This is a genomic window from Variovorax sp. GW821-FHT09A10 (genome assembly GCF_059418385.1).
Genome location: NZ_JBWKPT010000008.1, coordinates 6,029 through 28,136, shown reverse-complemented (window position 1 = coordinate 28,136; position 22,108 = coordinate 6,029). Strand labels below are relative to the sequence as shown.

Below are 22,108 nucleotides of genomic sequence, written 5' to 3'. Positions count from 1 at the left end.
ACCTCGCTGCCGGCTGGCGAGGAGGGGCATGCCGAACGGGCAATAAAAAAGCTGCCCGGAGGCAGCTTTTTCAGGGGGCGGAGGTTCCGCAGCCGGTCGATCAGCGGGCCGAGATCGGCTTCACGTCACGCTTGGGCGAGCCTTCGAACAGCTGGCGCGGGCGGCCGATCTTGTACTCGGGGTCGCCGATCATTTCGTTCAGCTGGGCGATCCAGCCGACCGTGCGGGCCAGCGCGAAGATCGCGGTGAACAGCGGCACGGGGATGCCGATGGCGCGCTGCACGATGCCCGAGTAGAAGTCGACGTTCGGGTACAGCTTGCGCGACACGAAGTACTCGTCTTCCAGGGCGATCTTCTCGAGTTCCTTGGCGAGCTTGAACAGCGGGTCGTTTTCCAGGCCCAGCTCGGTCAGCACTTCGTTGCAGGTTTCCTGCATCAGCTTGGCGCGCGGGTCGTAGTTCTTGTACACGCGATGGCCGAAGCCCATCAGCTTGACGTTCGAGTTCTTGTCCTTGACCTTCTTGATGAACTCGCCGATCTTTTCCACGCCGCCTTCGCGCTGGATGTCGTACAGCATGTTCAGCGCTGCTTCGTTGGCACCGCCGTGGGCCGGGCCCCAGAGGCACGCCACGCCGGCTGCAATGGCCGCGAAGGGGTTGGTGCCCGACGAGCCGCACAGGCGCACGGTCGAGGTCGATGCGTTCTGCTCGTGGTCTGCGTGCAGGATGAAGATGCGGTCGAGCGCGCGCTCGAGCACCGGGTTCACCTTGTACTCTTCGCACGGCGTGGCGAACATCATGTGCAGGAAGTTGCCTGCATAGCTGAGTTCGTTCTTCGGGTACATGTACGGCTGGCCGACGGTGTACTTGTAGGCCATGGCCACGAGCGTGGGCATCTTCGCGATCAGGCGGATCGCGGCGATCTCGCGGTGCTCGGGATTGTTGATGTCCGTGCTGTCGTGATAAAAGGCCGACAGGGCGCCCACGAGGCCGGTCATGATGGCCATCGGATGGGCATCGCGACGGAAGCCGCGCAGGAAGAACTGCATCTGCTCGTTGACCATCGTGTGGTTCGTCACGAGCTTGGTGAAACTGGCCTTCTTGCCTGCGTCCGGCAGTTCACCGTACAGCAGCAGGTGGCAGGTCTCCATGAAGTCGCAGTTGGTCGCGAGTTGCTCGATGGGGTAGCCGCGGTACAGCAGCTCACCCTTGTCGCCGTCGATGTAGGTGATGGCCGACTGGCAGGCGGCGGTCGACATGAAGCCCGGGTCGTACGTGAACATGCCGGTCTGTGCATACAGCTTGCGGATGTCGATCACGTCAGGGCCGATGGTGCCCTTGTAGATCGGCAGTTCGACGTTGTCGCCGCCATTGCTGAACGACAGCGTGGCCTTGGTATCGGATGCTTTCATTTCGGTTTACTTTCAGAGGAGGATTCAGGACGAAGGAGAGATTGCGGGACGCTGCGCGCCATCGGTACGCATCAGATGCAGCAATGCGACCACCTCGGCGCCGGCCCATTCGGGCTCGGGCTCCTTTCTGCGCAGCAAAAGGTCCAGGAGGTCGTTGTCCGACAGGTCCATCAATGTCTCCATCGCTCCCGCCTGACCGTTGGTCATGTGGGATTCGTGCCGCTCGAAGAAGCGGGCGATGAACAGGTCGTTCTCGAGCAGGCCGCGCCGGCAACGCCATTTCAGTTTGCTCAGCGCACGTTCGCTGAGCGGCTGCTGGAGTTCGTCGGCGGTTTGCATGGTGGTGTCTTGAAAAAAGGTCAGATGGCGCGACGCACCATCAGTTCCTTGATCTTGCCGATGGCCTTGGTGGGGTTCAGGCTCTTCGGGCACACGTCCACGCAGTTCATGATCGTGTGGCAGCGGAACAGGCGGTACGGGTCTTCCAGGTTGTCCAGGCGCTCGGCGGTGGCCTCGTCGCGGCTGTCGGCGATGAAGCGGTAGGCCTGCAGCAGGCCGGCCGGGCCGACGAACTTGTCGGGGTTCCACCAGAAGCTCGGGCAGCTCGTGGAGCAGCTCGCGCACAGGATGCACTCGTACAGGCCGTCGAGCTCTTCACGCTCTTCGGGCGACTGCAGGCGTTCCTTCTCGGGCGGCACGCTGTCGTTCTGCAGGTACGGCTTGATCGAGTTGTACTGCTTGAAGAACTGGGTCATGTCGACGATCAGGTCGCGGATGACGGGCAGGCCCGGCAGCGGCTTGAGCACGACGGTGCCCTTGAGCGTGTTCATGTTGGTCAGGCAGGCCAGACCGTTCTTGCCGTTGATGTTCATTGCGTCGGAGCCGCAGACGCCTTCGCGGCACGAGCGGCGGAACGACAGCGTGGGATCCTGCGCCTTGAGCTTCATCAGGGCGTCCAGCAGCATGCGTTCGTGGCCGTCGAGTTCGACCTCGACCGTCTGCATGTAGGGCTTGGCGTCCTTGTCCGGGTCGTAGCGGTAGATCTGGAATGTGCGCTTCATCGTATGGACCTTGTAAATATTCTTAGAACGTGCGGACCTTGGGCGGCACGGATGCCACCGTCAGCGGCTGCAGCTTGACGGGCTTGTACGAGAGGCGGTTGTCCGCGCTGTACCAGAGCGTGTGCTTCATCCAGTTGGCGTCGTCGCGGCCCAGCGGTGCGACCGGGTCGTCCGCGGGACGCTCGTAGTCTTCCACCGTGTGGGCGCCGCGGCATTCCTTGCGGGCGGCGGCCGAGACCATCGTGGCCTGCGCCACTTCGATCAGGTTGTCGACTTCCAGCGCTTCGATGCGGGCGGTGTTGAACACCTTGGACTTGTCCTTCAGGCCGATCGACTTGACGCGCTCGCGCACGGCGGCGATCTTGACCACGCCTTCGTCCATCGAGGCCTGCTTGCGGAACACGGCGGCATGCTGCTGCATGACGGCGCGGATCTCGCCGGCCACGTCCTGGGCGTACTCGCCGCCGGTGGAGGCTTCGAGTTCGTTCAGGCGCTGCAGGGTGCGGTCGGCCGCATCCTTGGGCAGTTCCTTGTGTTCCTTGAGCTTGTCGTTGAACTCGACGATGTGGTTGCCGGCCGCGCGGCCGAACACCAAGAGGTCGAGCAGCGAGTTGGTGCCCAGGCGGTTGGCGCCGTGCACGCTCACGCAGGAGCATTCGCCCACGGCGTAGAGGCCGTTCACCACGGCGCTGTTGTCTTCACCCTTCTGGATGACGACCTGGCCGTTGATGTTCGTCGGGATGCCGCCCATCTGGTAGTGGATGGTGGGCACCACGGGAATCGGTTCCTTGGTGACGTCGACATTGGCGAAGTTGATGCCGATCTCGTAGACCGACGGCAGCCGCTTGTGGATGGTGTCGGCACCCAGGTGGTCCAGCTTCATGTGGATGTAGTCCTTGTTGGGACCACAGCCACGGCCTTCCTTGATTTCCTGGTCCATCGAGCGCGACACGAAGTCGCGCGGTGCCAGGTCCTTCAGGGTGGGCGCATAGCGTTCCATGAAGCGTTCGCCGTTGCTGTTCAGCAGGATGGCGCCTTCGCCGCGGCAGCCTTCGGTCAGCAGCACGCCCGCGCCGGCCACGCCGGTGGGGTGGAACTGCCAGAACTCCATGTCCTGCAGCGGGATGCCCGAACGTGCGGCCATGCCCAGGCCGTCGCCGGTGTTGATGAACGCGTTGGTGGATGCACCGAAGATGCGGCCTGCACCGCCGGTGGCCAGCAGCACGGTCTTGGCCTGCAGGATGTGCAGGTCGCCGGTTTCCATTTCGAGGGCCGTGACGCCGACCACGTCACCTTCGTCGTCACGGATGAGGTCGAGCGCCATCCATTCGACGAAGAACTGGGTGCGGGCTTCCACGTTCTTCTGGTAGAGCGTGTGCAGCATCGCGTGGCCGGTGCGGTCGGCCGCGGCGCAGGCGCGCTGCACGGCCTTCTCGCCGTAGTTGGCGGTGTGGCCGCCGAACGGACGCTGGTAGATGGTGCCGTCTGGGTTGCGGTCGAAGGGCATGCCGAAGTGTTCGAGCTCGTACACGACCTTCGGGGCTTCACGGCACATGAACTCGATCGCGTCCTGGTCGCCGAGCCAGTCGGAACCCTTGATCGTGTCGTAGAAGTGGTAGTGCCAGTTGTCTTCGCTCATGTTGCCGAGCGATGCGCCCACGCCGCCTTGCGCGGCGACGGTGTGCGAACGGGTCGGGAACACCTTGGAGAGCACGGCCACGTTGAGGCCGGCACGGGCGAGTTGCAGCGAGGCGCGCATGCCGGAGCCGCCGGCACCGACGATGACGACGTCGAACTTGCGCTTGGTGATGTTTTCTTTTGTGTAGGTCATGGTGGGTCAGATCTTCCAAAGCACTTGAATGGCCCAACCCGCACAACCGACAAGCCAGACGATGGTGAAAACTTGCAGCACGAGACGGATGGCGACAGGCTGGACGTAGTCCATCCACACGTCGCGCATGCCGACCCACACGTGATAGAGCAGGGCAACGATCACGGAGAAGGTCAGGACCTTCATCCACTGTGCGGCGAAGATGCCGGCCCACAGGTCATAGCCGATGGGGCCGCGCGAGAAGACCACCTGCGCGAGCAGGATGATCGTGAAGAGCGCCATCAGGGCGCCGGTGATGCGTTGGCTGAGCCAGTCGCGCAGACCGTAGTGCGCGCCGACGACGATGCGCTTGGAGCCGTAATTCACAGACATGGGGGGCTCCTTCTCAGTACAGGCCGAACAGCTTGGCGCCAAGCGCCAGCGTGAGGATGATGCTTGCGCCCAGCGTGAAGAGGGCCGAGCTGTGGCCGAACTCCTTGGTCACGGCGGAGTGGCTCACGTCCATCCAGAGGTGGCGCAGGCCGGCGATGAAGTGGTGCAGGTAGGCCCAGATGAGCGCCAGTGCGACGAGCTTGAAGAACCATCCCGGGGCAAAGCCGATGCCGACATTGAACGCGGACTTGAATTTCGCGAACGAATAGTCAGATGACAGCGAGGTGTCGAACATCCAGATGATGAAGGGCATCAGCAGGAACATCAGGACACCGCTGATGCGGTGCAGGATCGACACGAGGGCGGCCGGCGGAAACCGGTAGGTCGTGAGATCGGTGATCGCATTGATGTTCCGGAATTCGCGACGCGGCGGCCGGGGGGGAGTTGCAAGCTCTGTCATAGGGAGATGGCTTTCGTGGCTTTTGTGACTTGTTGGCTTGTTCTGAGAGCGAACGCTTTTGTTTCTTCTGCGGAATGCAAACAACGCAAAATTCTATTGCAATGCACCATCGCGCACCGGACGCACAGGAGTCAACGCACTGCGGCAGTCGGATGCTCGGGGATTGAGGTTGCGTTGCGCGGGCTGAGTGTGCGCGTTTGTGCCCGCGCGGGCGAGGTTCTTCGGCGCCATCGGATCAGCCCAGCTGGTTGCGGTAGTGGTGGGTGTCGGTGCGGTACAGGCCGCGGCGCAGTTCCATCGGCATGTCGTGGTACGTGTGCGCCACGCGCTCCACGCTCAGCAGCGGCATCTGCAGCGGCACGTCGAGCAGCTGGGCCTGTTCGGCATCGGGCAGCACGGCGCGGATCTTTTCTTCGGCACGCACCATGCGCACGCCGAACTCGGTTTCGAACATCGCGTACATCGGGCCGGGCCAGGCACGCAAGCGGTCGGCCGTGAGGCCCTTGAAGGGCGCGCCGGGCAGCCAGAGGTCTTCGAGGATGGTCGGCACGCCGGCGTAGGCGAGCACGCGGCGCACCTGCAGCACGGCGTCGCCGGTGCGCAGGCTCAGCGCACGCGCCACGTCGGCCGAGGCGCGCAGGCGCTTGCAGTCGACGATGGTGCGCTCGGCCGGGCCTTCGGCGCTCGGGCTGCCGGCGTCGGGCACCAGCTTCAGAAAACGGTACTGCACATGCTGCTCGGCATGCGTGGCCACGAAGGTGCCCTTGCCCTGGCGGCGCACCACCAGGTTTTCGGCCGACAGTTCGTCGATCGCCTTGCGAACCGTGCCCTGGCTCACGCGGTAACGCACGGCCAGGTCCATCTCGCTGGGGATGGGTTCGCCCGGCTTCCACTCGCCGGCCTGCAGGCTCTGCAGGATCAGGGTCTTGATCTGCTGGTAGAGCGGACTGAAGGACGGCGTCGTGGGCTCGTCGAGGGTGGAGGGCGTGTTCATGGCAGCGGTGGGGTGCGCCGTGGCGGACCCCCAGAGGATATCTTATATAAGACATAAGACGGCCTTTGTCGAATCGGCTTAAAATGCGGCCCGGTCCCGCGCCGCGGGAAAGCTTCCCCCCACAGGACCGCTGGCGCCCCACGAGAGCGCTGCCCCGTTTCACTACCTTCTGGAGTCTTCCCATGAGCAAAAAGCCTGTCCGCGTTGCCGTTACCGGTGCCGCCGGTCAAATCGGTTACGCCCTGTTGTTCCGTATCGCTTCCGGCGAAATGCTCGGCAAAGACCAGCCGGTCATCCTGCAACTGCTCGAAATCCCCGACGAGAAGGCCCAGAAGGCGCTCAAGGGCGTGATGATGGAACTCGACGACTGCGCCTTCCCGCTGCTGGCCGGCATGGAAGCCCACGGCGACCCGATGACCGCCTTCAAGGACGCCGACTACGCCCTGCTGGTCGGCTCGCGCCCCCGTGGCCCCGGCATGGAACGTGCCGAGCTGCTGGCCGTCAACGGCGCCATCTTCACGGCACAGGGCAAGGCGCTGAACGCCGTGGCCTCGCGCAACGTGAAGGTGTTGGTCGTCGGCAACCCTGCCAACACCAACGCCTACATCGCCATGAAGTCGGCACCGGACCTGCCGCGCAAGAACTTCACCGCCATGCTGCGCCTGGACCACAACCGCGCTGCCAGCCAGATCGCCGCCAAGACCGGCAAGGCCGTGGCCGACATCGAAAAGCTCACCGTCTGGGGCAACCACTCGCCCACGATGTACGCCGACTACCGCTTTGCGACCATCAACGGCGAAAGCGTCGCCAAGATGATCAACGACCAGGAATGGAACGCCAACACCTTCCTGCCGACCGTCGGCAAGCGCGGCGCGGCCATCATCGAAGCCCGCGGCCTGTCGTCGGCTGCCTCGGCTGCCAACGCCGCCATCGACCACATGCGCGACTGGGCCCTGGGCACCAACGGCAAGTGGGTCACGATGGGCATCCCGTCGGACGGCCAGTACGGCATTCCGAAGGACGTGATGTTCGGCTTCCCGGTCACCTGCGAAAACGGTGAGTACAAGCTGGTCGAAGGCCTCGAGATCGACGCCTTCAGCCAGGAACGCATCAACAAGACCCTGGAAGAGCTGGAAGGCGAACGCGCCGGCGTCGCCCACCTGCTGTAAAGCAAGCCCACCCGCATGCTCGACTGGAACCCCGCGCTCTACCGTCGCTACGAGGACGAGCGCACCCGGCCCGCACAGGAACTCCTGGCGCGGGTCCCGCTTGCCGAGGCCGCCCATGTGGTCGACCTCGGATGCGGCCCGGGCAATTCCACCGAGCTGCTGGCACGTCGGTTCCCGAAGGCGCAGGTCACGGGCACCGACAACTCCGAAGCCATGCTGGTCAGCGCGCGCGAGCGCCTGCCGGCGGCGCGCTTCGAGTTGAGCGACATCGCGACCTGGGCGCCGCGTGAAACAGAAGCGCCCGATCTCATTTACGCCAACGCGTCCCTGCAATGGGTGCCGGATCACGAGACGCTGATCCCCCGCCTGTTCGACGCGCTGGCCCCGGGCGGCGTGCTCGCCGTCCAGATGCCCGACAACCGCCAGGAGCCCACGCACCGCCTGATGCGGGCGGTGGCAGCCGAAGCGCCCTGGGCCGAGCCCATCGGCGACGCCGACAAGCTGCGCACTCTGCTGTTGCCGCTCGGCGGCTACTACGACCTGCTGGCGCCGCACGCGGCCAACGTCGATGTCTGGCACACCATTTATCAGCACCGCATGGCCGATGCCGCCTCCATCGTCGAATGGGTGCGCGGCACGGGCCTGAAGCCTTTCGTCGACCGGTTGCCGCCCGACCTGCAGGCGAGCTATCTCGCCGAATACGAACGCCGGGTGGACGAGGCTTACCCGGTGCGCACCGACGGCAAGCGCCTGCTGGCCTTCCCGCGCATGTTCATCGTGGCGCACAAGAAAAAAGACGCATGACCACCAAGAACGCCGCCCATCCCGCGGACGTGCTGCTCGGCGCACAGGCCGGCGCCGTGACCCTGCCGGTGTGCGACCACTACAGCGGCGTCGAAGCCCGCATGAAGAAGAGCCTCGCGCTCCAGGCCGAGATGGCGCAGGAGTTCGGGGCCTGCGTGTTCGACGTCACCCTCGACTGCGAAGACGGTGCCCCGGTCGGCGGCGAGGCAGAGCACGCCGCGCTCGTCACCGAGCTCGCGCTGGCCGCGAAGCCCGGCATGCGCGTCGGCGTGCGCGTGCATCCCGTCGATCACCCCGCATTCGCTGGCGACGTGATCACCATCGCCGGTCGTGCGGGCGATCGCCTGAGCCACCTGATGGTGCCCAAGGTCGAATCCGTGGCCGATGTGTGTCAGGCTGTTGCCGCGCTCGATGCCGCCGACGCCGCCGAGTTGCCGCTGCACGTGCTCATCGAGTCGCCCCTGGCGGTGCACAACGCCTTCGAGATCGCCGCGCATCCGCGCGTGCAGTCGCTGAGCTTCGGTCTCATGGATTTCGTGTCGGCGCATGCCGGCGCCATTCCGGCCGACGGCATGGGCGCGGCGGGGCAGTTCAGCCACCCGCTGGTCGTGCGGGCCAAGCTGGCACTGGCCTCGGCCGCGCATGCCTACGGCAAGGTGCCTTCGCACTGCGTGGTCACCGAGTTCAACGACATGGATGCGATGCGCACCGCGGCCCGCAAGGCGGCCACCGAATTCGGCTACACGCGCATGTGGAGCATCCACCCGAACCAGATCCGGCCGATCCTCGAGGCCTTCGCGCCCGACGAGGCGCAGATTCAAATTGCCACAAAAATCATTACAAAAGCCGCAGACGCGGATTGGGCACCGACACAAATTGATGGCACATTGCACGACCGCGCGAGCTACCGCCACTTCTGGCAGGTCCTGACGCGCGCCCACGCAACAGGGCGCGCGTTGCCCTCCGAGGCGAAAGCCTGGTTTGCATCGCGGTCTCCTGAAACCCACTGAATCAGCCTGAAGGAACCCCGCACATGAAGAAAATTGCACTGATCGCCGCCGTTGCCCTGGCCCTGCCGTTGGCCGCCGTGGCGCAGAACGCCACCGCCACCAAGCCGGCTGCCGCCAAGGCCGAAGCCAAGAAGGCTCCGCCGAAGCGCCAGGTGACCCGCAAGGCCGCCAAGGCCGTCGAGGAAGTGACGCCGATCAACACCGACACCGATGTGGTGCTCAACGACGCCGACCTGGCCGTGGCGCAGCGCGTGTCCACCGGCAAGGCGCAGTGCGAACTCGGCGCCGACGTGACCGTGACGCCCGACGAGAAGAAGCCCGGCTTCTTCAACGTGACCACCAAGGGCCTGAAGTACCGCATGCACCCGGTCGAAAGCCGCACCGGCGCCATCCGCCTCGAAGACCCGCGTGCCGGCGCCATGTGGCTCCAGCTCGGCAACAAGTCGATGCTGATGAACCAGAAGGCCGGCCTGCGCATCGCCGACGAATGCCAGACCGCCGCTCAGGTCGCCTTCGCCGACGAGATGAAGAAGAACCCCCCGAAGGCCCTTTTCGAAGGTGCCGACGCAGCCAAGAAGTAAGAAGAGCACCGAACCCGGGGTGCGGCGCGGCTCTTGCTTGGCCGCTCGAGACCGCTGCGCACACCCGATAGCCTAGTTTCCGGAGAAAAGAAGATGTTGCAAGCCTACGTTGATCATGTTGCCGAACGCGCCGCGCTCGGTATCCCGCCGCTGCCCCTGAGCGCGAAGCAAACCGCCGAAGCGATCGAGCTCCTGAAGAGCGCGAATGCCAAGGACGGCGCCTTCCTGCTGGACCTGCTCACCTACCGTGTGCCCGCCGGCGTCGACGACGCCGCCAAGGTCAAGGCGAGCTACCTCGCGGCCGTGGCTCACGGCACCGAGAAGAATGCGTTCATCTCGCGCGCCCGCGCCACTGAACTGCTCGGCACCATGCTCGGCGGCTACAACATCAGCCCCATGATCGACCTGCTGGACGACGCCGAAGTCGGCGCCGTGGCAGCCGAAGGCCTGAAGAAAACCCTGCTGATGTTCGACCAGTTCCACGACGTCAAGGAAAAGGCCGACAAGGGCAACGCCCACGCCAAGGGCGTGCTGCAAAGCTGGGCCAATGCCGAGTGGTTCACCAGCCGCCCCGAAGTGCCCAAGAGCATCACCGTCAGCATCTTCAAGGTGGCTGGCGAAATCAACACCGACGACCTGTCGCCCGCACCCGATGCGACGACGCGTCCCGACATTCCGATGCACGCCCTGGCGATGCACAAGAACGCCCGCCCCGGCATCGTTCCTGAAGAAGACGGCAAGCGCGGCCCGGTGAAGTTCATCGAAGACCTGCGCGCGCGCGGCCACCTCGTGGCCTACGCCGGCGACGTGGTCGGCACGGGTTCGTCGCGCAAGAGCGCCACCAACTCGGTGCTGTGGTTCACCGGCGAAGACATTCCCTTCGTGCCGAACAAGCGTTTCGGCGGCGTCTGCCTTGGCGGCAAGATCGCTCCCATCTTCTACAACACGATGGAAGACTCGGGCGCACTGCCCATCGAGCTCGACGTGACGCAGATGAACATGGGCGACGTGGTCGAGCTGCGTCCCTACGAAGGCAAGGCCCTGAAGGACGGCCAAGTCATCGCTGAGTTCCAGGTCAAGAGCGACGTGCTGTTCGACGAAGTGCGCGCCGGCGGCCGCATTCCGCTGATCATCGGCCGCGGCCTCACGGCCAAGGCGCGCGAGGCGCTGGGCCTGCCCGTGTCCACGCTGTTCCGCCTGCCGCAAAGCCCGGTCGACACCAAGAAGGGCTTCTCGCTCGCACAGAAGATGGTCGGCCGCGCCTGCGGCCTGCCCGAAGGCCAGGGCGTTCGCCCGGGCACGTACTGCGAACCCAAGATGACCTCGGTCGGCTCGCAGGACACCACCGGCCCGATGACCCGCGACGAGCTGAAGGACCTGGCCTGCCTCGGCTTCTCGGCCGACCTCGTCATGCAGTCGTTCTGCCACACGGCGGCGTACCCCAAGAAGGTCGACGTCAAGATGCACCACGAACTCCCCGAGTTCATGGCCAACCGCGGCGGCGTGTCGCTGCGCCCGGGCGACGGCGTGATCCATTCCTGGCTCAACCGCCTGCTGACGCCCGACACCGTGGGCACGGGCGGCGACAGCCACACCCGCTTCCCCATCGGCATCAGCTTCCCCGCGGGCTCCGGCCTCGTGGCTTTCGCGGCCGCCACCGGCGTGATGCCGCTGGACATGCCCGAGTCGGTGCTCGTGCGCTTCAAGGGCAAGATGCAGCCCGGCGTCACGCTGCGTGACCTGGTCAACGCCATTCCGCTGTACGCCATCAAGTCGGGTCTGCTGACCGTGGCCAAGCAAGGCAAGAAGAACATTTTCTCGGGCCGCATCCTCGAAATCGAAGGCCTGCCCGACCTGAAGGTCGAACAAGCCTTCGAGCTGAGCGATGCTTCCGCCGAACGCTCGGCCGCCGGTTGCACGGTGCACCTGAACAAGGAACCGATCCAGGAGTACATCAACAGCAACATCACGCTGATGAAGTGGATGATTGCCGAAGGCTACGCCGATGCCCGCACGCTGGCACGCCGCATCGCCGCGCAGGAAGCCTGGCTCAAGGACCCGCAGCTGCTCAAGGGTGACGCCGACGCCGAATACGCCGCCGTGATCGAGATCGACCTGGCCGAGATCCACGAACCCATCGTGGCCTGCCCGAACGACCCCGACGACGTGAAGACGCTGAGCGACGTGGCCGGCGCGCAGATCGATGAAGTGTTCATCGGTTCGTGCATGACCAACATCGGTCACTTCCGCGCCGCATCGAAGCTGCTCGAAGGCAAGCGCGACATCCCGGTCAAGCTGTGGATCGCGCCGCCGACCAAGATGGACGCGCAGCAGCTCACCGAAGAAGGCCACTACGGCGTGTTCGGCAACGCCGGCGCGCGCACCGAAATGCCGGGCTGCTCGCTGTGCATGGGCAACCAGGCGCAGGTGCGCGAAGGCGCCACGGTGATGTCGACCAGCACCCGCAACTTCCCGAACCGCCTGGGCAAGAACACCAACGTGTACCTGGGCTCGGCCGAACTGGCCGCCATCTGCTCGCGCCTGGGTCGCATCCCGACCCGTGAGGAGTACATGGCCGCCACGGGCGTGATCGACGCATCCAGCGCGCAGATCTACCAGTACCTGAACTTCGACAAGATCGAGGACTACAAGGGCGTGGCGGACACGGTCACGGCCTGAGGGTCGTTGCAGCCGGCGAGCGATTTGCCGGCCCCATGAAAAAGCCCCGCTTCGGCGGGGCTTTTTCATGGGCGTTCGTTATCGGTGTCAGCCCGGCGGCGGATTCGACTTCAGGTGCTCCTGGCCCTTCAGCACCATCGCCATGCCGGCGGGGCCGCCCACCGCATAGGGCAGCGAAGCCTGCAGCGAGTGCGCGAAATCGCCTCGATACAGCTTGGCGCCCTGGTGCGTCAGGTTCGAGTTGGCGTCGATGTAGATCGACTCGCCCAGCCCTGACCACAGCCGGCAGAAGCCGTAGTCTTCCGACAGGTAGCGCCGCGTGACCGGGTCGACCATCACGTCGAAGAAACGGTAGTGCAGCCCGCGGTCGGCTTCGCCGATGCTGTCGGGCACGTACTGCAGCTCGGGGTAGGCGGCCATGAGCCGTTCGAACACATGGCGCCGGATCGCCATGAAGCCCGTGGGCGCCTCCGTCATCTTCATGAAACCGTCGGGCTGCACCTCGAGTTCGATCTGCGATGCGCCTTCTTCGGCCTTGGCATTGACCGTGTAGCGCGTGAACGCGGCCTCGAACTGCTGCTGCGTGGTGCCGGCCGCCACGCCGCCGGCCGGCCAGTCTTCGCGCTTGAGGGGGTAGACGCCGGCGGCGATGTCGTAGCCCGACAGCAGCAGGCGGAACGCCGCCTCGGCCGAGAAGCCGATGTCCGCGTCGATCCAGAACAGGTGGGTCCACTCGGTGTTGGCCAGGAACTGGGCCACGCAGTTGTTGCGCGCGCGCGTGACCAGGCTTTCGCCCTGGTGCATCAGCACCTGCACCTTCATGCCGGCACGCTCGGCGCTCACGGTGAAGTTCAGCAGCGACGCCACGTAATTCTGGAAGAACTTGCCGTCGTGGCTCGGCGTCACGATCACGGGGTAGAAGTGCCGGAGTTCGGACGGATCGAGCATGCGAGGGGGCTCCGTGGGTCTAGCGGGCGGGGCGCTGCATCAGACCCTGCAGCAGCGTGTTGTAGGTCTGCGTGGCCACCGCGTCGCCGGGCAGGTAGCGCCCGATGAGCGCGCGTTGCCGGTCGCGATAGGCCTGGGCCTGGGCGTCGTGCCCGTCGATGGCTTCGAGCACGCGGGCGCTGCCCGCGGCCACGTCGTTTTCTGCGTAGTAGTAGCCCAGGTCCGCGCACAGGTGCGCGTTGTGCACCAGCGGATAGCCCTGCCAGCAGGTCTCGAGGTAGAAGTAGTTGAGCGGGTTCTCCCACTGGTGGGAGACCACGATGTCGGTGTTCTGCGCCAGGAACACCGGGGTTTCGTGCCGGCCCAGGAAGACCGCCTTGTGTTGGCGCACCAGGTCGAGCTGGTTCATCAGCGTGATGAACTCCATGCTGTCCTTGGCCATGCGCTCCACGTTCGTGACCTGCAGCAGCGCGATCGCGTCGGGGCGAGCGCGGTACGCCAGTTCGGCGATCAGGATCGGGTAGACGCAGAACTTCACCACGTTGATGTTCGGTTCCATCACGCTGAGCCGCCGCGGGCCGCTGCGCGGCTGGTACGCACCGCCGTCGGGCAGGGCGCGGGCGCGCTCTTGCAGGAACACCGGGCTCCAGACGAAGGGCACGGCGCGCGCCTCGGCGCGGCGCAGCACCTCGAAGTACGGCTGGCTGATGTGGGCCACCTGCGGAACCATCCAGATGTCGTCGTAGCGCTGGTTGATGAACAGGTTGCGGCCCCACAGCGGCTTGCCGAACAGCATCGACTCCATCGCATGCACGTACTCGAAGCCGCAGCAGTACGACACCAGCCGCGCGCCGCGGCGCTTGAGGTGGTCGGTCTGGTCGGCGTCGATCTGGCCACCCAGCTCGATCAGCACGTCCACGCTGTCCTTGGCCGCCTCGAAGGTCACGGTCGGCCAGCGGGCCTGGTCCCAGGGCAGGGCGGGGGTGATGGGGGTGGCGGTGGTGTTGACCAGCACCACCGAAGCGACGCTGGGGCAGTGCTTCAGCGCCTCTGCCAGGAACACGGCGTTCTGCTTGATGCCGTTGTTCCAGAGGGTCTCGGCCTCGTGGTGGAGGCCGATCGTGATGCCGATGCGCAGGCCGGCACCCGAGGCGGTGGTCATTGGTTTTCGCGGGGGATGTAGCCCGTCAGGCGCCAGCCTTGGGGTTCGAGGCGGAAGCTGACTTTTTCGAAGACGGTCTTGTTGTTGGTCAGATGGGTGGCGAAGTCGACGTTGGCGTACTGGCCCGCAGGGATGCCAGTGCTGTCGTCCAGGTAGCGAATGCGCGTCACGCTGGCCCAGTCGCGGCGGGCCACGGTCCCCACGGTCTGGCGCGAGCGTTGCGTATTGGCAACAAATTCAGCCTTCGGGAAGCGAGTCTTCACAAACGCCGACGCGGTGTCCCAGATCTCTCCTGCCCGGTTCTCGTCGATCTGCTTGAGGCTGGTGAGGCCCGCTTGGATGAGTTCGTCGGCGGAACTGCCGTCCTGCGCCAGGGCGCAGGAACCGGCCAGGGCCAGCGTGCATGCGGCCAGGAAACGGGGGAGAAACGGCTTCATTGGGCACCTTTTGTGAGGAAAACCGCTGTGACAGACAGCGGCGGCGATTCTAGGCGTGGCGTTCGGATCGACGTTCCACAGCGACATCGGCGGGCTGGGATTTGTCGCCAATCGTGAAAGTTTGTGAACTAAATCATCATTTGCCGGTTTCCGGTAGTCCGAAATGGCTGCAAATGTAAACGGCTGCGTACATTACCGCGTCCATTGTGAACGTCAGGGTAACTACGACCCTGGCTGGGGCGACGAACCGCGGGTGGTCGTCGTTCTTCTCCTCCGCCGTTGATACCGCGCCCGCCCTCTGCGAACCGAGCTCGAAGAATATGAACAAGTCTTACCGAAGTATCTGGAATGAAGCCCTGGGGGCCTGGGTTGCGGCGTCTGAAATCACTTCGGCGAGGGGGAAGAAGAGCAAGTCGCGGGTGGCTGCGGTTGTGGCTGTTGCCGTGGTTTCAGCTGCAGCTGGTTTGAGTGGTGTGGCGCGTGCCAGCTACGTAGGCTCTAGCTCAACGGTCGGTTCAGCTTCCACCACCGGTATCGCCATTGGCGCCGGCACGACGACGGCCAAGGGGTTCGCGAATGCGCAGGGTGCTAACGCACTCGCCATCGGTTTCAATGCCAATGCCCAGGGAGACAACACCGTCGCGTTGGGCAACGCGGCCAGTGCGAACGGCAGTGCTTCAGTCGCGATTGGCCAAAACACGGCGGTATCTGGCACGGCAGACATCGCCATCGGCCTCAAGGCGCGCACCACCGGTAGCAGTGGTTACAGCCTTGCGATCGGACACGACGCAGCGGCAACCGCAGCGGGAGGAAGCGCGACAGCGATCGGCTCTGGAGCGAAGGCAACTAATGGGGCTGGCGCGTTCGCACTTGGTAACGACGCCAACGCGGATGGCGTGTCATCGGTTGCCATCGGCGGCGGAAATGGATCTGGCGGTGGGGGCTCAGTAGCGGCGGGTGACCAGGCTGTGGCTATTGGCCGAAATACGAATGCTGGCGGCACGAACAGTGTGGCGATTGGCGGCGCTTCGCTGACCAATCCTGGTGCAACGAGCGCAGGCAATAACGCTGTGGCAATCGGTACAGGTGCCAGCGCCAGCATTGACAACAGTGTTGCACTGGGCAGCAACAGCGCGACAGCTGCGGCGACCGCGGTTCCCAACGCTACGGTCAATGGAGTCGTGCTGAGCGGATTCGCCGGACCTTCGCCGACTGGCGTTGTAAGCGTTGGTTCGGCGGGGAGCGAGCGCCAAATCACCAACGTGGCGGCAGGTCGCGTGACCTCCGCTTCAACCGATGCGATCAACGGCAGCCAGTTGTTTTCCGTTGCCAGCGCGGTGGGGTCACTGTCGACTTCGACTTCCACGGGGTTGAGTACTGCGACCAGCGGGATCTCCAGCCTGTCGACCGGACTGAGCACCACGAACAGCAACGTGAGCAGCTTGTCGACTTCGACGTCGTCTGGTCTGAGCACGGCGAACAGCCGCGTCACCAGCCTTTCGACGTCCACATCGAGCGGGTTGAGCACGGCGACCAGCGGCATCTCCAGCCTGTCCACGGGCTTGAGTACGGTGAACAGCGAAGTGGACAGTCTGTCGACTTCCACGTCGAGCGGATTGAGCACGGCGACCAGCGGTATTTCCAGCCTGTCGACCAGCCTGAGCACCACAAATAGCAACGTCGGCAGCCTGTCGACGTCCACGTCGTCGGGCCTGAGTACGGCGAGCAGCCGCATCAACAGCCTGTCGACCTCGACCTCGTCGGGGCTGAGCACGGCCACGAGCGGCATTTCGAGCCTGTCCACGGGCTTGAGTACGGTGAACAGCGAAGTGGACAGTCTGTCGACTTCCACGTCGAGCGGGTTGAGCACGGCGACCAGCGGCATTTCCAGCCTGTCGACCGGCTTGAGCACCACGAACAGCAACGTCGGCAGCCTGTCGACCTCTACATCGTCGGGCCTGAGCACGGCGAGCAGCCGCATCAACAGCCTGTCGACCTCGACCTCGTCGGGGCTGAGCACGGCCACGAGCAGCATTTCGAGCCTGTCGACGGGGCTGAGCACCACGAACAGCAACGTCAGCAGTCTTTCGACGTCCACGTCGAGCGGCTTGAGCACGACGAACAGCAATGTGAGCAGCCTGTCGACTTCGACGTCGTCGGGTTTGAGCACAGCAAATAGCAATGTCAGTAGTCTTTCGACGTCCACTTCGAGTGGCCTGAGCACTGCGACCAGTGGCATCTCGAGCCTGTCTACCGGACTGAGCACCACGAACAGCAACGTGAGTAGCCTGTCGACCTCGACGTCGTCCGGTCTGAGCACAGCGAACAGCAGCGTCAGTAGTCTCTCGACCTCGACGTCGTCGGGTCTGAGTACGGCGAATAGCAACGTCAGCAGCCTGTCGACCTCGACGTCGTCGGGCCTGAGTACGGCGAATAGCAACGTCAGTAGTCTGTCGACGTCCACTTCGAGTGGTCTGAGCACGGCGAACAGCAACGTGAACAGCCTGTCGACTTCGACGTCGTCTGGCCTGAGCACCGCGACCAGCGGCATCTCCAGCTTGTCCACGGGCCTGAGCACGACGAACAGCAACGTGAGTAGCCTGTCGACCTCGACGTCGTCTGGCCTGAGCACGACGAACAGCAACGTGAGCAGCCTGTCGACCTCGACGTCGTCCGGTCTGAGTACAGCGAACAGCAGCGTCAGCAGCCTGTCGACCTCCACGTCGTCCGGTCTGAGCACAGCGAACAGCAACGTCAGCAGCTTGTCGACCTCGACGTCGTCCGGTTTGAGCACGGCGAACAGCAGCGTCAGTAGTCTCTCGACCTCGACGTCGTCCGGTCTGAGTACAGCGAACAGCAGCGTCAGCAGCCTCTCGACTTCCACATCGTCTGGTCTGAGCACGGCCACGAGCGGCATCTCGAGCCTGTCCACTGGCCTCAGCACCACAAACAGCAATGTCGGAAGTCTTTCGACTTCCACGTCGAGCGGGCTGAGCACAGCAAACAGCAACGTCGGCAGCCTGTCGACTTCGACCTCGTCGGGCCTGAGCACCACCAACAGCCGCATTGACAGTCTCTCCACGTCGACTTCGAGCGGTCTGAGTACGGCCACGAGTGGCATCTCCAGTCTGTCGACGGGTCTGAGCACCACGAACAGCAACGTCAGCAGCTTGTCGACCTCCACGTCGTCTGGCCTGAGCACCGCGACCAGTGGCATCTCCAGCCTGTCTACCGGCTTGAGCACGACGAACAGCAACGTGAGTAGCCTGTCGACCTCGACGTCGTCCGGTTTGAGCACAGCGAACAGCAACGTCAGCAGCTTGTCGACCTCCACGTCGTCTGGCCTGAGCACCGCGACCAGCGGGATCTCCAGCCTGTCCACGGGCCTGAGCACGACGAACAGCAATGTGAGTAGCTTGTCGACCTCGACGTCGTCCGGCCTGAGCACAGCGAACAGCAACGTCAGCAGCCTGTCGACCTCGACGTCGTCCGGCCTGAGCACAGCGAACAGCAACGTCAGCAGCCTGTCGACTTCGACGTCGTCCGGTCTGAGCACAGCGAACAGCAATGTCAGCAGCCTGTCGACTTCGACGTCGTCGGGTCTGAGTACCGCGACCAGCGGTATCTCCAGCCTGTCTACCGGACTGAGCACGACGAACAGCAACGTCAGCAGCCTGTCGACCTCCACGTCGTCCGGCTTGAGCACCGCGAACAGCAGCGTCAGCAGCCTGTCGACGTCCACGTCGTCTGGACTGAGCACGGCGAACAGCAATGTCAGCAGTCTGTCGACCTCGACGTCATCCGGTCTGAGCACCGCGAACAGCAGTGTCAGTAGCCTCTCGACCTCGACGTCGTCGGGCCTGAGCACCGCCACCAGTGGTATCTCCAGCTTGTCCACGGGCTTGAGCACCGCGAACAGCAACGTGAGCAGCCTGTCGACCTCGACATCGTCGGGTCTGAGTACGGCGAATAGCAACGTCAGTAGTCTGTCGACGTCCACTTCGAGTGGTCTGAGCACGGCGAACAGCAACGTAAACAGCCTGTCGACTTCGACGTCGTCCGGTCTGAGCACCGCGACCAGCGGGATCTCCAGCCTGTCCACGGGCCTGAGCACCACGAACAGCAGTGTCAGCAGCCTGTCGACGTCTACGTCGTCTGGCCTGAGCACAGCGAATAGCAATGTCAGTAGTCTGTCGACGTCCACTTCGAGCGGTCTGAGCACTGCGACCAGCGGCATCTCGAGCCTGTCTACAGGCCTCAGCACGACGAACAGCAACGTGAGCAGCCTGTCGACGTCTACGTCGTCCGGCTTGAGCACGGCAACAAGCAGCATCGACAGCCTGTCGACGTCGACTTCGAGTGGTCTGAGCACGACCAACAGCAGCGTCAGCAGCTTGTCGACCTCGACGTCGTCGGGTCTGAGCACCGCGACCAGTGGCATCTCCAGCTTGTCCACCGGCCTGAGCACGACGAACAGCAACGTGAGTAGCCTGTCGACCTCAACGTCGTCCGGCCTGAGCACCGCGAGCAGCAACGTGAGCAGCCTGTCGACGTCCACGTCCTCTGGTCTGAGCACTGCCAACAGCAATGTGGGAAGTCTTTCGACGTCGACGTCGAGCGGCCTGAGTACGACCAATAGCCGCATCGACGGTCTCTCGACGGACATCGGCAGTCTGTCTACTGGTCTGAGCACGACGAATAGCAGTGTGAGCAGCCTTTCGACTTCGACGTCGTCGGGTCTGAGCACAGCGAACAGCAGCGTCAGTAGCCTTTCGACGTCCACTTCGAGTGGCTTGAGCACTACGAACAGCAACGTGAGCAGCCTGTCGACATCGACGTCGTCTGGGTTGAGCACAGCGAATAGCAATGTCAGTAGCCTCTCGACGTCCACTTCGAGTGGTCTGAGCACCGCGACCAGTGGCATCTCGAGCCTGTCCACGGGCCTGAGCACGACGAACAGCAACGTGAGCAGCCTGTCGACCTCGACGTCGTCCGGTCTGAGCACTGCGAGCAGCAACGTCAGCAGCTTGTCGACCTCCACGTCGTCTGGCCTGAGCACCGCGAACAGCAACGTCAGCAGCCTGTCGACCTCCACGTCGTCCGGCTTGAGCACCGCGACCAGCGGTATCTCCAGTCTGTCGACCGGGCTGAGTACGACGAACAGCAACCTGGACAGCCTGTCGACATCTACTTCGAGTGGTCTGAGCACTGCAACGAGCGGTATTTCCAGCTTGTCGAGCTCGACATCGAGTGGCTTGAGCACGACCAACAGCCGTATCGACAGCCTGTCGACGTCCACGTCGTCCGGTTTGAGTACCGCGACCAGCGGTATCTCCAGCCTGTCGACGGGTTTGAGCACGACCAACAGCAACGTCAGCAGCCTGTCGACGTCTACGTCGTCCGGCTTGAGCACGGCCACGAGCAGCATCGACAGCTTGTCGACGTCTACTTCGAGCGGCTTGAGCACTGCAACCAGTGGTATTTCCAGCCTGTCCACAGGCCTGAGCACGACCAACAGCAACGTCAGCAGCCTGTCGACTTCTACTTCGAGCGGTCTGAGCACGACGAACAGCAACGTGAGCAGCTTGTCGACCTCGACGTCGTCTGGCCTGAGCACGACGAACAGCAGCGTCAGCAGCTTGTCGACCTCCACGTCGTCCGGTCTGAGCACAGCGAACAGCAGCGTCAGCAGTCTCTCGACTTCCACGTCGAGTGGCTTGAGCACGGCCACGAGCAGCATCGACAGTCTGTCGACGTCTACTTCGAGCGGCCTGAGCACGGCGACCAGCGGCATTTCCAGCCTGTCCACTGGTCTGAGCACGACGAACAGCAACGTGAGCAGCCTGTCGACATCGACTTCGAGCGGCCTGAGCACGACCAACAGCAGCGTCAGCAGCTTGTCGACCTCGACGTCGTCGGGTCTGAGCACTGCGACCAGCGGTATCTCCAGCCTGTCCACGGGTCTGAGCACGACGAACAGCAACGTCAGCAGTCTGTCGACTTCCACGTCGAGCGGTCTGAGCACAGCGAACAGCAACGTGAGCAGCCTGTCGACTTCCACGTCTTCGGGTCTGAGCACGGCGAACAGCAATGTGAGCAGCTTGTCGACTTCGACGTCGTCCGGCTTGAGCACGGCCACGAGCAGCATCGACAGCCTGTCGACGTCTACTTCGAGCGGCTTGAGCACTGCAACCAGTGGTATTTCCAGCCTGTCCACGGGCCTGAGCACGACGAACAGCAATGTAAGCAGCCTGTCGACGTCCACGTCTTCGGGTCTGAGCACGGCGACGAGCAGCATCGACAGCCTGTCGACGTCTACTTCGAGTGGCCTGAGCACGACCAACAGCAGCGTCAGCAGCTTGTCGACCTCGACGTCGTCGGGCCTGAGCACCACGAACAGCAACGTCAGCAGTCTCTCGACCTCGACGTCGTCCGGTCTGAGTACAGCGAACAGCAACGTGAGCAGCTTGTCGACTTCGACGTCGTCGGGCCTGAGCACTGCGACCAGCGGCATCTCGAGCCTGTCTACAGGCCTGAGCACGACGAACAGCAACGTGAGCAGCCTGTCGACTTCGACATCGTCGGGTTTGAGCACGGCTACGAGCAGCATCGACAGCTTGTCGACTTCCACTTCGAGCGGTCTGAGCACTGCGACCAGCGGCATCTCGAGCCTGTCTACTGGTCTGAGCACGACGAACAGCAACGTCAGCAGCCTGTCGACGTCCACGTCTTCTGGTCTGAGCACTACCAACAGCAATGTGGGAAGTCTTTCGACGTCGACGTCGAGCGGCCTGAGTACGACCAATAGCCGCATCGACGGTCTCTCGACGGACATCGGCAGTCTGTCTACTGGTCTGAGCACGACTAATAGCAACGTGAGCAGCCTTTCGACTTCGACGTCGAGCGGTCTGAGCACAGCGAACAGCAGCGTCAGCAGCCTCTCGACTTCCACATCGTCTGGCCTGAGCACGGCCACGAGCAGCATCGACAGTCTGTCGACGTCCACGTCGAGCGGTTTGAGCACGACGAACAGCAACGTCAGCAGCCTGTCGACGTCCACGTCGTCCGGTCTGAGCACGGCGACCAGCGGCATCTCCAGCCTGTCCACGGGCTTGAGCACGACGAACAGCAACGTCAGCAGCCTGTCGACGTCCACGTCGTCCGGTCTGAGCACGGCGACCAGCGGCAT

General features: G+C 64.0%; 16 protein-coding genes and 1 pseudogene. 7 read left to right on the top strand and 10 right to left on the bottom strand.

Annotated features, from left to right (window positions below; translation table 11 throughout):
* Window positions 1-100: 100 nt before the first annotated feature.
* From gltA to AC07Q9_RS24845, 7 genes are all read right to left on the bottom strand, one after another.
* A complete protein-coding gene (gene gltA / locus AC07Q9_RS24875) occupies window positions 101-1,411 on the bottom strand; it encodes a citrate synthase (RefSeq protein ID WP_062479703.1) in 1,311 nt (436 codons plus the stop codon).
* Between the two features lie 24 nt (window positions 1,412-1,435).
* Complete coding sequence (locus AC07Q9_RS24870) at window positions 1,436-1,750, bottom strand: FAD assembly factor SdhE (RefSeq protein ID WP_099795593.1); 315 nt, start codon at window positions 1,748-1,750, stop codon at window positions 1,436-1,438.
* A 20-nt stretch (window positions 1,751-1,770) separates the two neighbouring features.
* Window positions 1,771-2,472 carry a succinate dehydrogenase iron-sulfur subunit gene (locus tag AC07Q9_RS24865; protein WP_435473025.1) on the bottom strand — a complete coding sequence of 234 codons (702 nt, stop codon included), beginning with the start codon at window positions 2,470-2,472 and terminating at the stop codon, window positions 1,771-1,773.
* Between the two features lie 22 nt (window positions 2,473-2,494).
* Entirely contained in the window at window positions 2,495-4,303 is a 1,809-nt protein-coding gene (gene sdhA / locus AC07Q9_RS24860; protein WP_056572028.1) for a succinate dehydrogenase flavoprotein subunit, read from the bottom strand.
* A 6-nt stretch (window positions 4,304-4,309) separates the two neighbouring features.
* A complete protein-coding gene (gene sdhD / locus AC07Q9_RS24855) occupies window positions 4,310-4,675 on the bottom strand; it encodes a succinate dehydrogenase, hydrophobic membrane anchor protein (protein WP_099795596.1) in 366 nt (121 codons plus the stop codon).
* 13 nt (window positions 4,676-4,688) lie between these two features.
* Window positions 4,689-5,135, bottom strand: coding sequence for a succinate dehydrogenase, cytochrome b556 subunit (gene sdhC, locus AC07Q9_RS24850; protein WP_495312137.1), 447 nt, complete (start codon window positions 5,133-5,135; stop codon window positions 4,689-4,691).
* Between the two features lie 235 nt (window positions 5,136-5,370).
* Window positions 5,371-6,129, bottom strand: a complete 759-nt coding sequence (locus tag AC07Q9_RS24845) for a GntR family transcriptional regulator (protein WP_099795598.1) — start codon at window positions 6,127-6,129, stop codon at window positions 5,371-5,373.
* Window positions 6,130-6,311: 182 nt separating this feature from the next.
* Between AC07Q9_RS24845 and AC07Q9_RS24840 the strand changes: the two genes are divergently transcribed.
* The 5 genes from AC07Q9_RS24840 to AC07Q9_RS24820 all read left to right on the top strand — a co-directional run bounded on the left by AC07Q9_RS24840 (window position 6,312) and on the right by AC07Q9_RS24820 (window position 12,372).
* Complete coding sequence (locus AC07Q9_RS24840; RefSeq protein ID WP_042578072.1) at window positions 6,312-7,298, top strand: malate dehydrogenase; 987 nt, start codon at window positions 6,312-6,314, stop codon at window positions 7,296-7,298.
* 15 nt (window positions 7,299-7,313) lie between these two features.
* On the top strand, window positions 7,314-8,102 hold the full coding sequence (tam, locus tag AC07Q9_RS24835; protein ID WP_495312136.1) for a trans-aconitate 2-methyltransferase: 789 nt from the start codon (window positions 7,314-7,316) through the stop codon (window positions 8,100-8,102).
* A complete protein-coding gene (locus AC07Q9_RS24830; protein WP_495312135.1) occupies window positions 8,099-9,112 on the top strand; it encodes an HpcH/HpaI aldolase/citrate lyase family protein in 1,014 nt (337 codons plus the stop codon). The genes tam and AC07Q9_RS24830 overlap by 4 nt, the downstream gene beginning before the upstream one ends.
* Window positions 9,113-9,135: 23 nt before the next feature.
* Entirely contained in the window at window positions 9,136-9,693 is a 558-nt protein-coding gene (locus AC07Q9_RS24825; RefSeq protein ID WP_495312134.1) for a hypothetical protein, read from the top strand.
* 93 nt (window positions 9,694-9,786) lie between these two features.
* Window positions 9,787-12,372 (top strand): bifunctional aconitate hydratase 2/2-methylisocitrate dehydratase, encoded by a 2,586-nt coding sequence (locus tag AC07Q9_RS24820; RefSeq protein ID WP_495312133.1) that lies wholly within the window; start codon window positions 9,787-9,789, stop codon window positions 12,370-12,372.
* A gap of 87 nt (window positions 12,373-12,459) precedes the next feature.
* Here the strand turns inward: AC07Q9_RS24820 and AC07Q9_RS24815 are convergent, their stop codons facing one another.
* The 3 genes from AC07Q9_RS24815 to AC07Q9_RS24805 are packed head-to-tail and all read right to left on the bottom strand — an operon-like array spanning window position 12,460 to window position 14,919.
* Window positions 12,460-13,320: a hypothetical protein gene (locus AC07Q9_RS24815; protein WP_495312132.1), complete on the bottom strand. Its 861-nt coding sequence runs from the start codon at window positions 13,318-13,320 to the stop codon at window positions 12,460-12,462.
* 19 nt (window positions 13,321-13,339) lie between these two features.
* Window positions 13,340-14,482, bottom strand: a complete 1,143-nt coding sequence (locus AC07Q9_RS24810; RefSeq protein WP_495312131.1) for a DUF2827 domain-containing protein — start codon at window positions 14,480-14,482, stop codon at window positions 13,340-13,342.
* A complete protein-coding gene (locus tag AC07Q9_RS24805) occupies window positions 14,479-14,919 on the bottom strand; it encodes a DUF4019 domain-containing protein (RefSeq protein ID WP_489057987.1) in 441 nt (146 codons plus the stop codon). The genes AC07Q9_RS24810 and AC07Q9_RS24805 overlap by 4 nt, the downstream gene beginning before the upstream one ends.
* 320 nt (window positions 14,920-15,239) lie before the next feature.
* On the opposite strand from AC07Q9_RS24805, the pseudogene AC07Q9_RS24800 reads away from it, so the two are divergent.
* Window positions 15,240-15,323 (top strand): annotated as a pseudogene (locus tag AC07Q9_RS24800) (ESPR domain-containing protein); the annotation flags it as partial.
* A 39-nt stretch (window positions 15,324-15,362) separates the two neighbouring features.
* Window positions 15,363-22,108 (top strand): beta strand repeat-containing protein (locus AC07Q9_RS24795; protein ID WP_495312257.1); only part of this gene is annotated, 6,746 nt, incomplete at its 3' end.

Excerpts from the sequence above, each read along its gene's own strand:
- gltA (WP_062479703.1), bottom strand. The coding sequence starts at position 1,411 with ATGAAAGCATCCGATACCAAGGCCACGCTGTCGTTCAGCAATGGCGGC.
- AC07Q9_RS24870 (WP_099795593.1), bottom strand. The coding sequence starts at position 1,750 with ATGCAAACCGCCGACGAACTCCAGCAGCCGCTCAGCGAACGTGCGCTG.
- AC07Q9_RS24865 (WP_435473025.1), bottom strand. The coding sequence starts at position 2,472 with ATGAAGCGCACATTCCAGATCTACCGCTACGACCCGGACAAGGACGCC.
- sdhA (WP_056572028.1), bottom strand. The coding sequence starts at position 4,303 with ATGACCTACACAAAAGAAAACATCACCAAGCGCAAGTTCGACGTCGTC.
- sdhD (WP_099795596.1), bottom strand. The coding sequence starts at position 4,675 with ATGTCTGTGAATTACGGCTCCAAGCGCATCGTCGTCGGCGCGCACTAC.
- sdhC (WP_495312137.1), bottom strand. The coding sequence starts at position 5,135 with ATGACAGAGCTTGCAACTCCCCCCCGGCCGCCGCGTCGCGAATTCCGG.
- AC07Q9_RS24845 (WP_099795598.1), bottom strand. The coding sequence starts at position 6,129 with ATGAACACGCCCTCCACCCTCGACGAGCCCACGACGCCGTCCTTCAGT.
- AC07Q9_RS24840 (WP_042578072.1), top strand. The coding sequence starts at position 6,312 with ATGAGCAAAAAGCCTGTCCGCGTTGCCGTTACCGGTGCCGCCGGTCAA.
- tam (WP_495312136.1), top strand. The coding sequence starts at position 7,314 with ATGCTCGACTGGAACCCCGCGCTCTACCGTCGCTACGAGGACGAGCGC.
- AC07Q9_RS24830 (WP_495312135.1), top strand. The coding sequence starts at position 8,099 with ATGACCACCAAGAACGCCGCCCATCCCGCGGACGTGCTGCTCGGCGCA.
- AC07Q9_RS24825 (WP_495312134.1), top strand. The coding sequence starts at position 9,136 with ATGAAGAAAATTGCACTGATCGCCGCCGTTGCCCTGGCCCTGCCGTTG.
- AC07Q9_RS24820 (WP_495312133.1), top strand. The coding sequence starts at position 9,787 with ATGTTGCAAGCCTACGTTGATCATGTTGCCGAACGCGCCGCGCTCGGT.
- AC07Q9_RS24815 (WP_495312132.1), bottom strand. The coding sequence starts at position 13,320 with ATGCTCGATCCGTCCGAACTCCGGCACTTCTACCCCGTGATCGTGACG.
- AC07Q9_RS24810 (WP_495312131.1), bottom strand. The coding sequence starts at position 14,482 with ATGACCACCGCCTCGGGTGCCGGCCTGCGCATCGGCATCACGATCGGC.
- AC07Q9_RS24805 (WP_489057987.1), bottom strand. The coding sequence starts at position 14,919 with ATGAAGCCGTTTCTCCCCCGTTTCCTGGCCGCATGCACGCTGGCCCTG.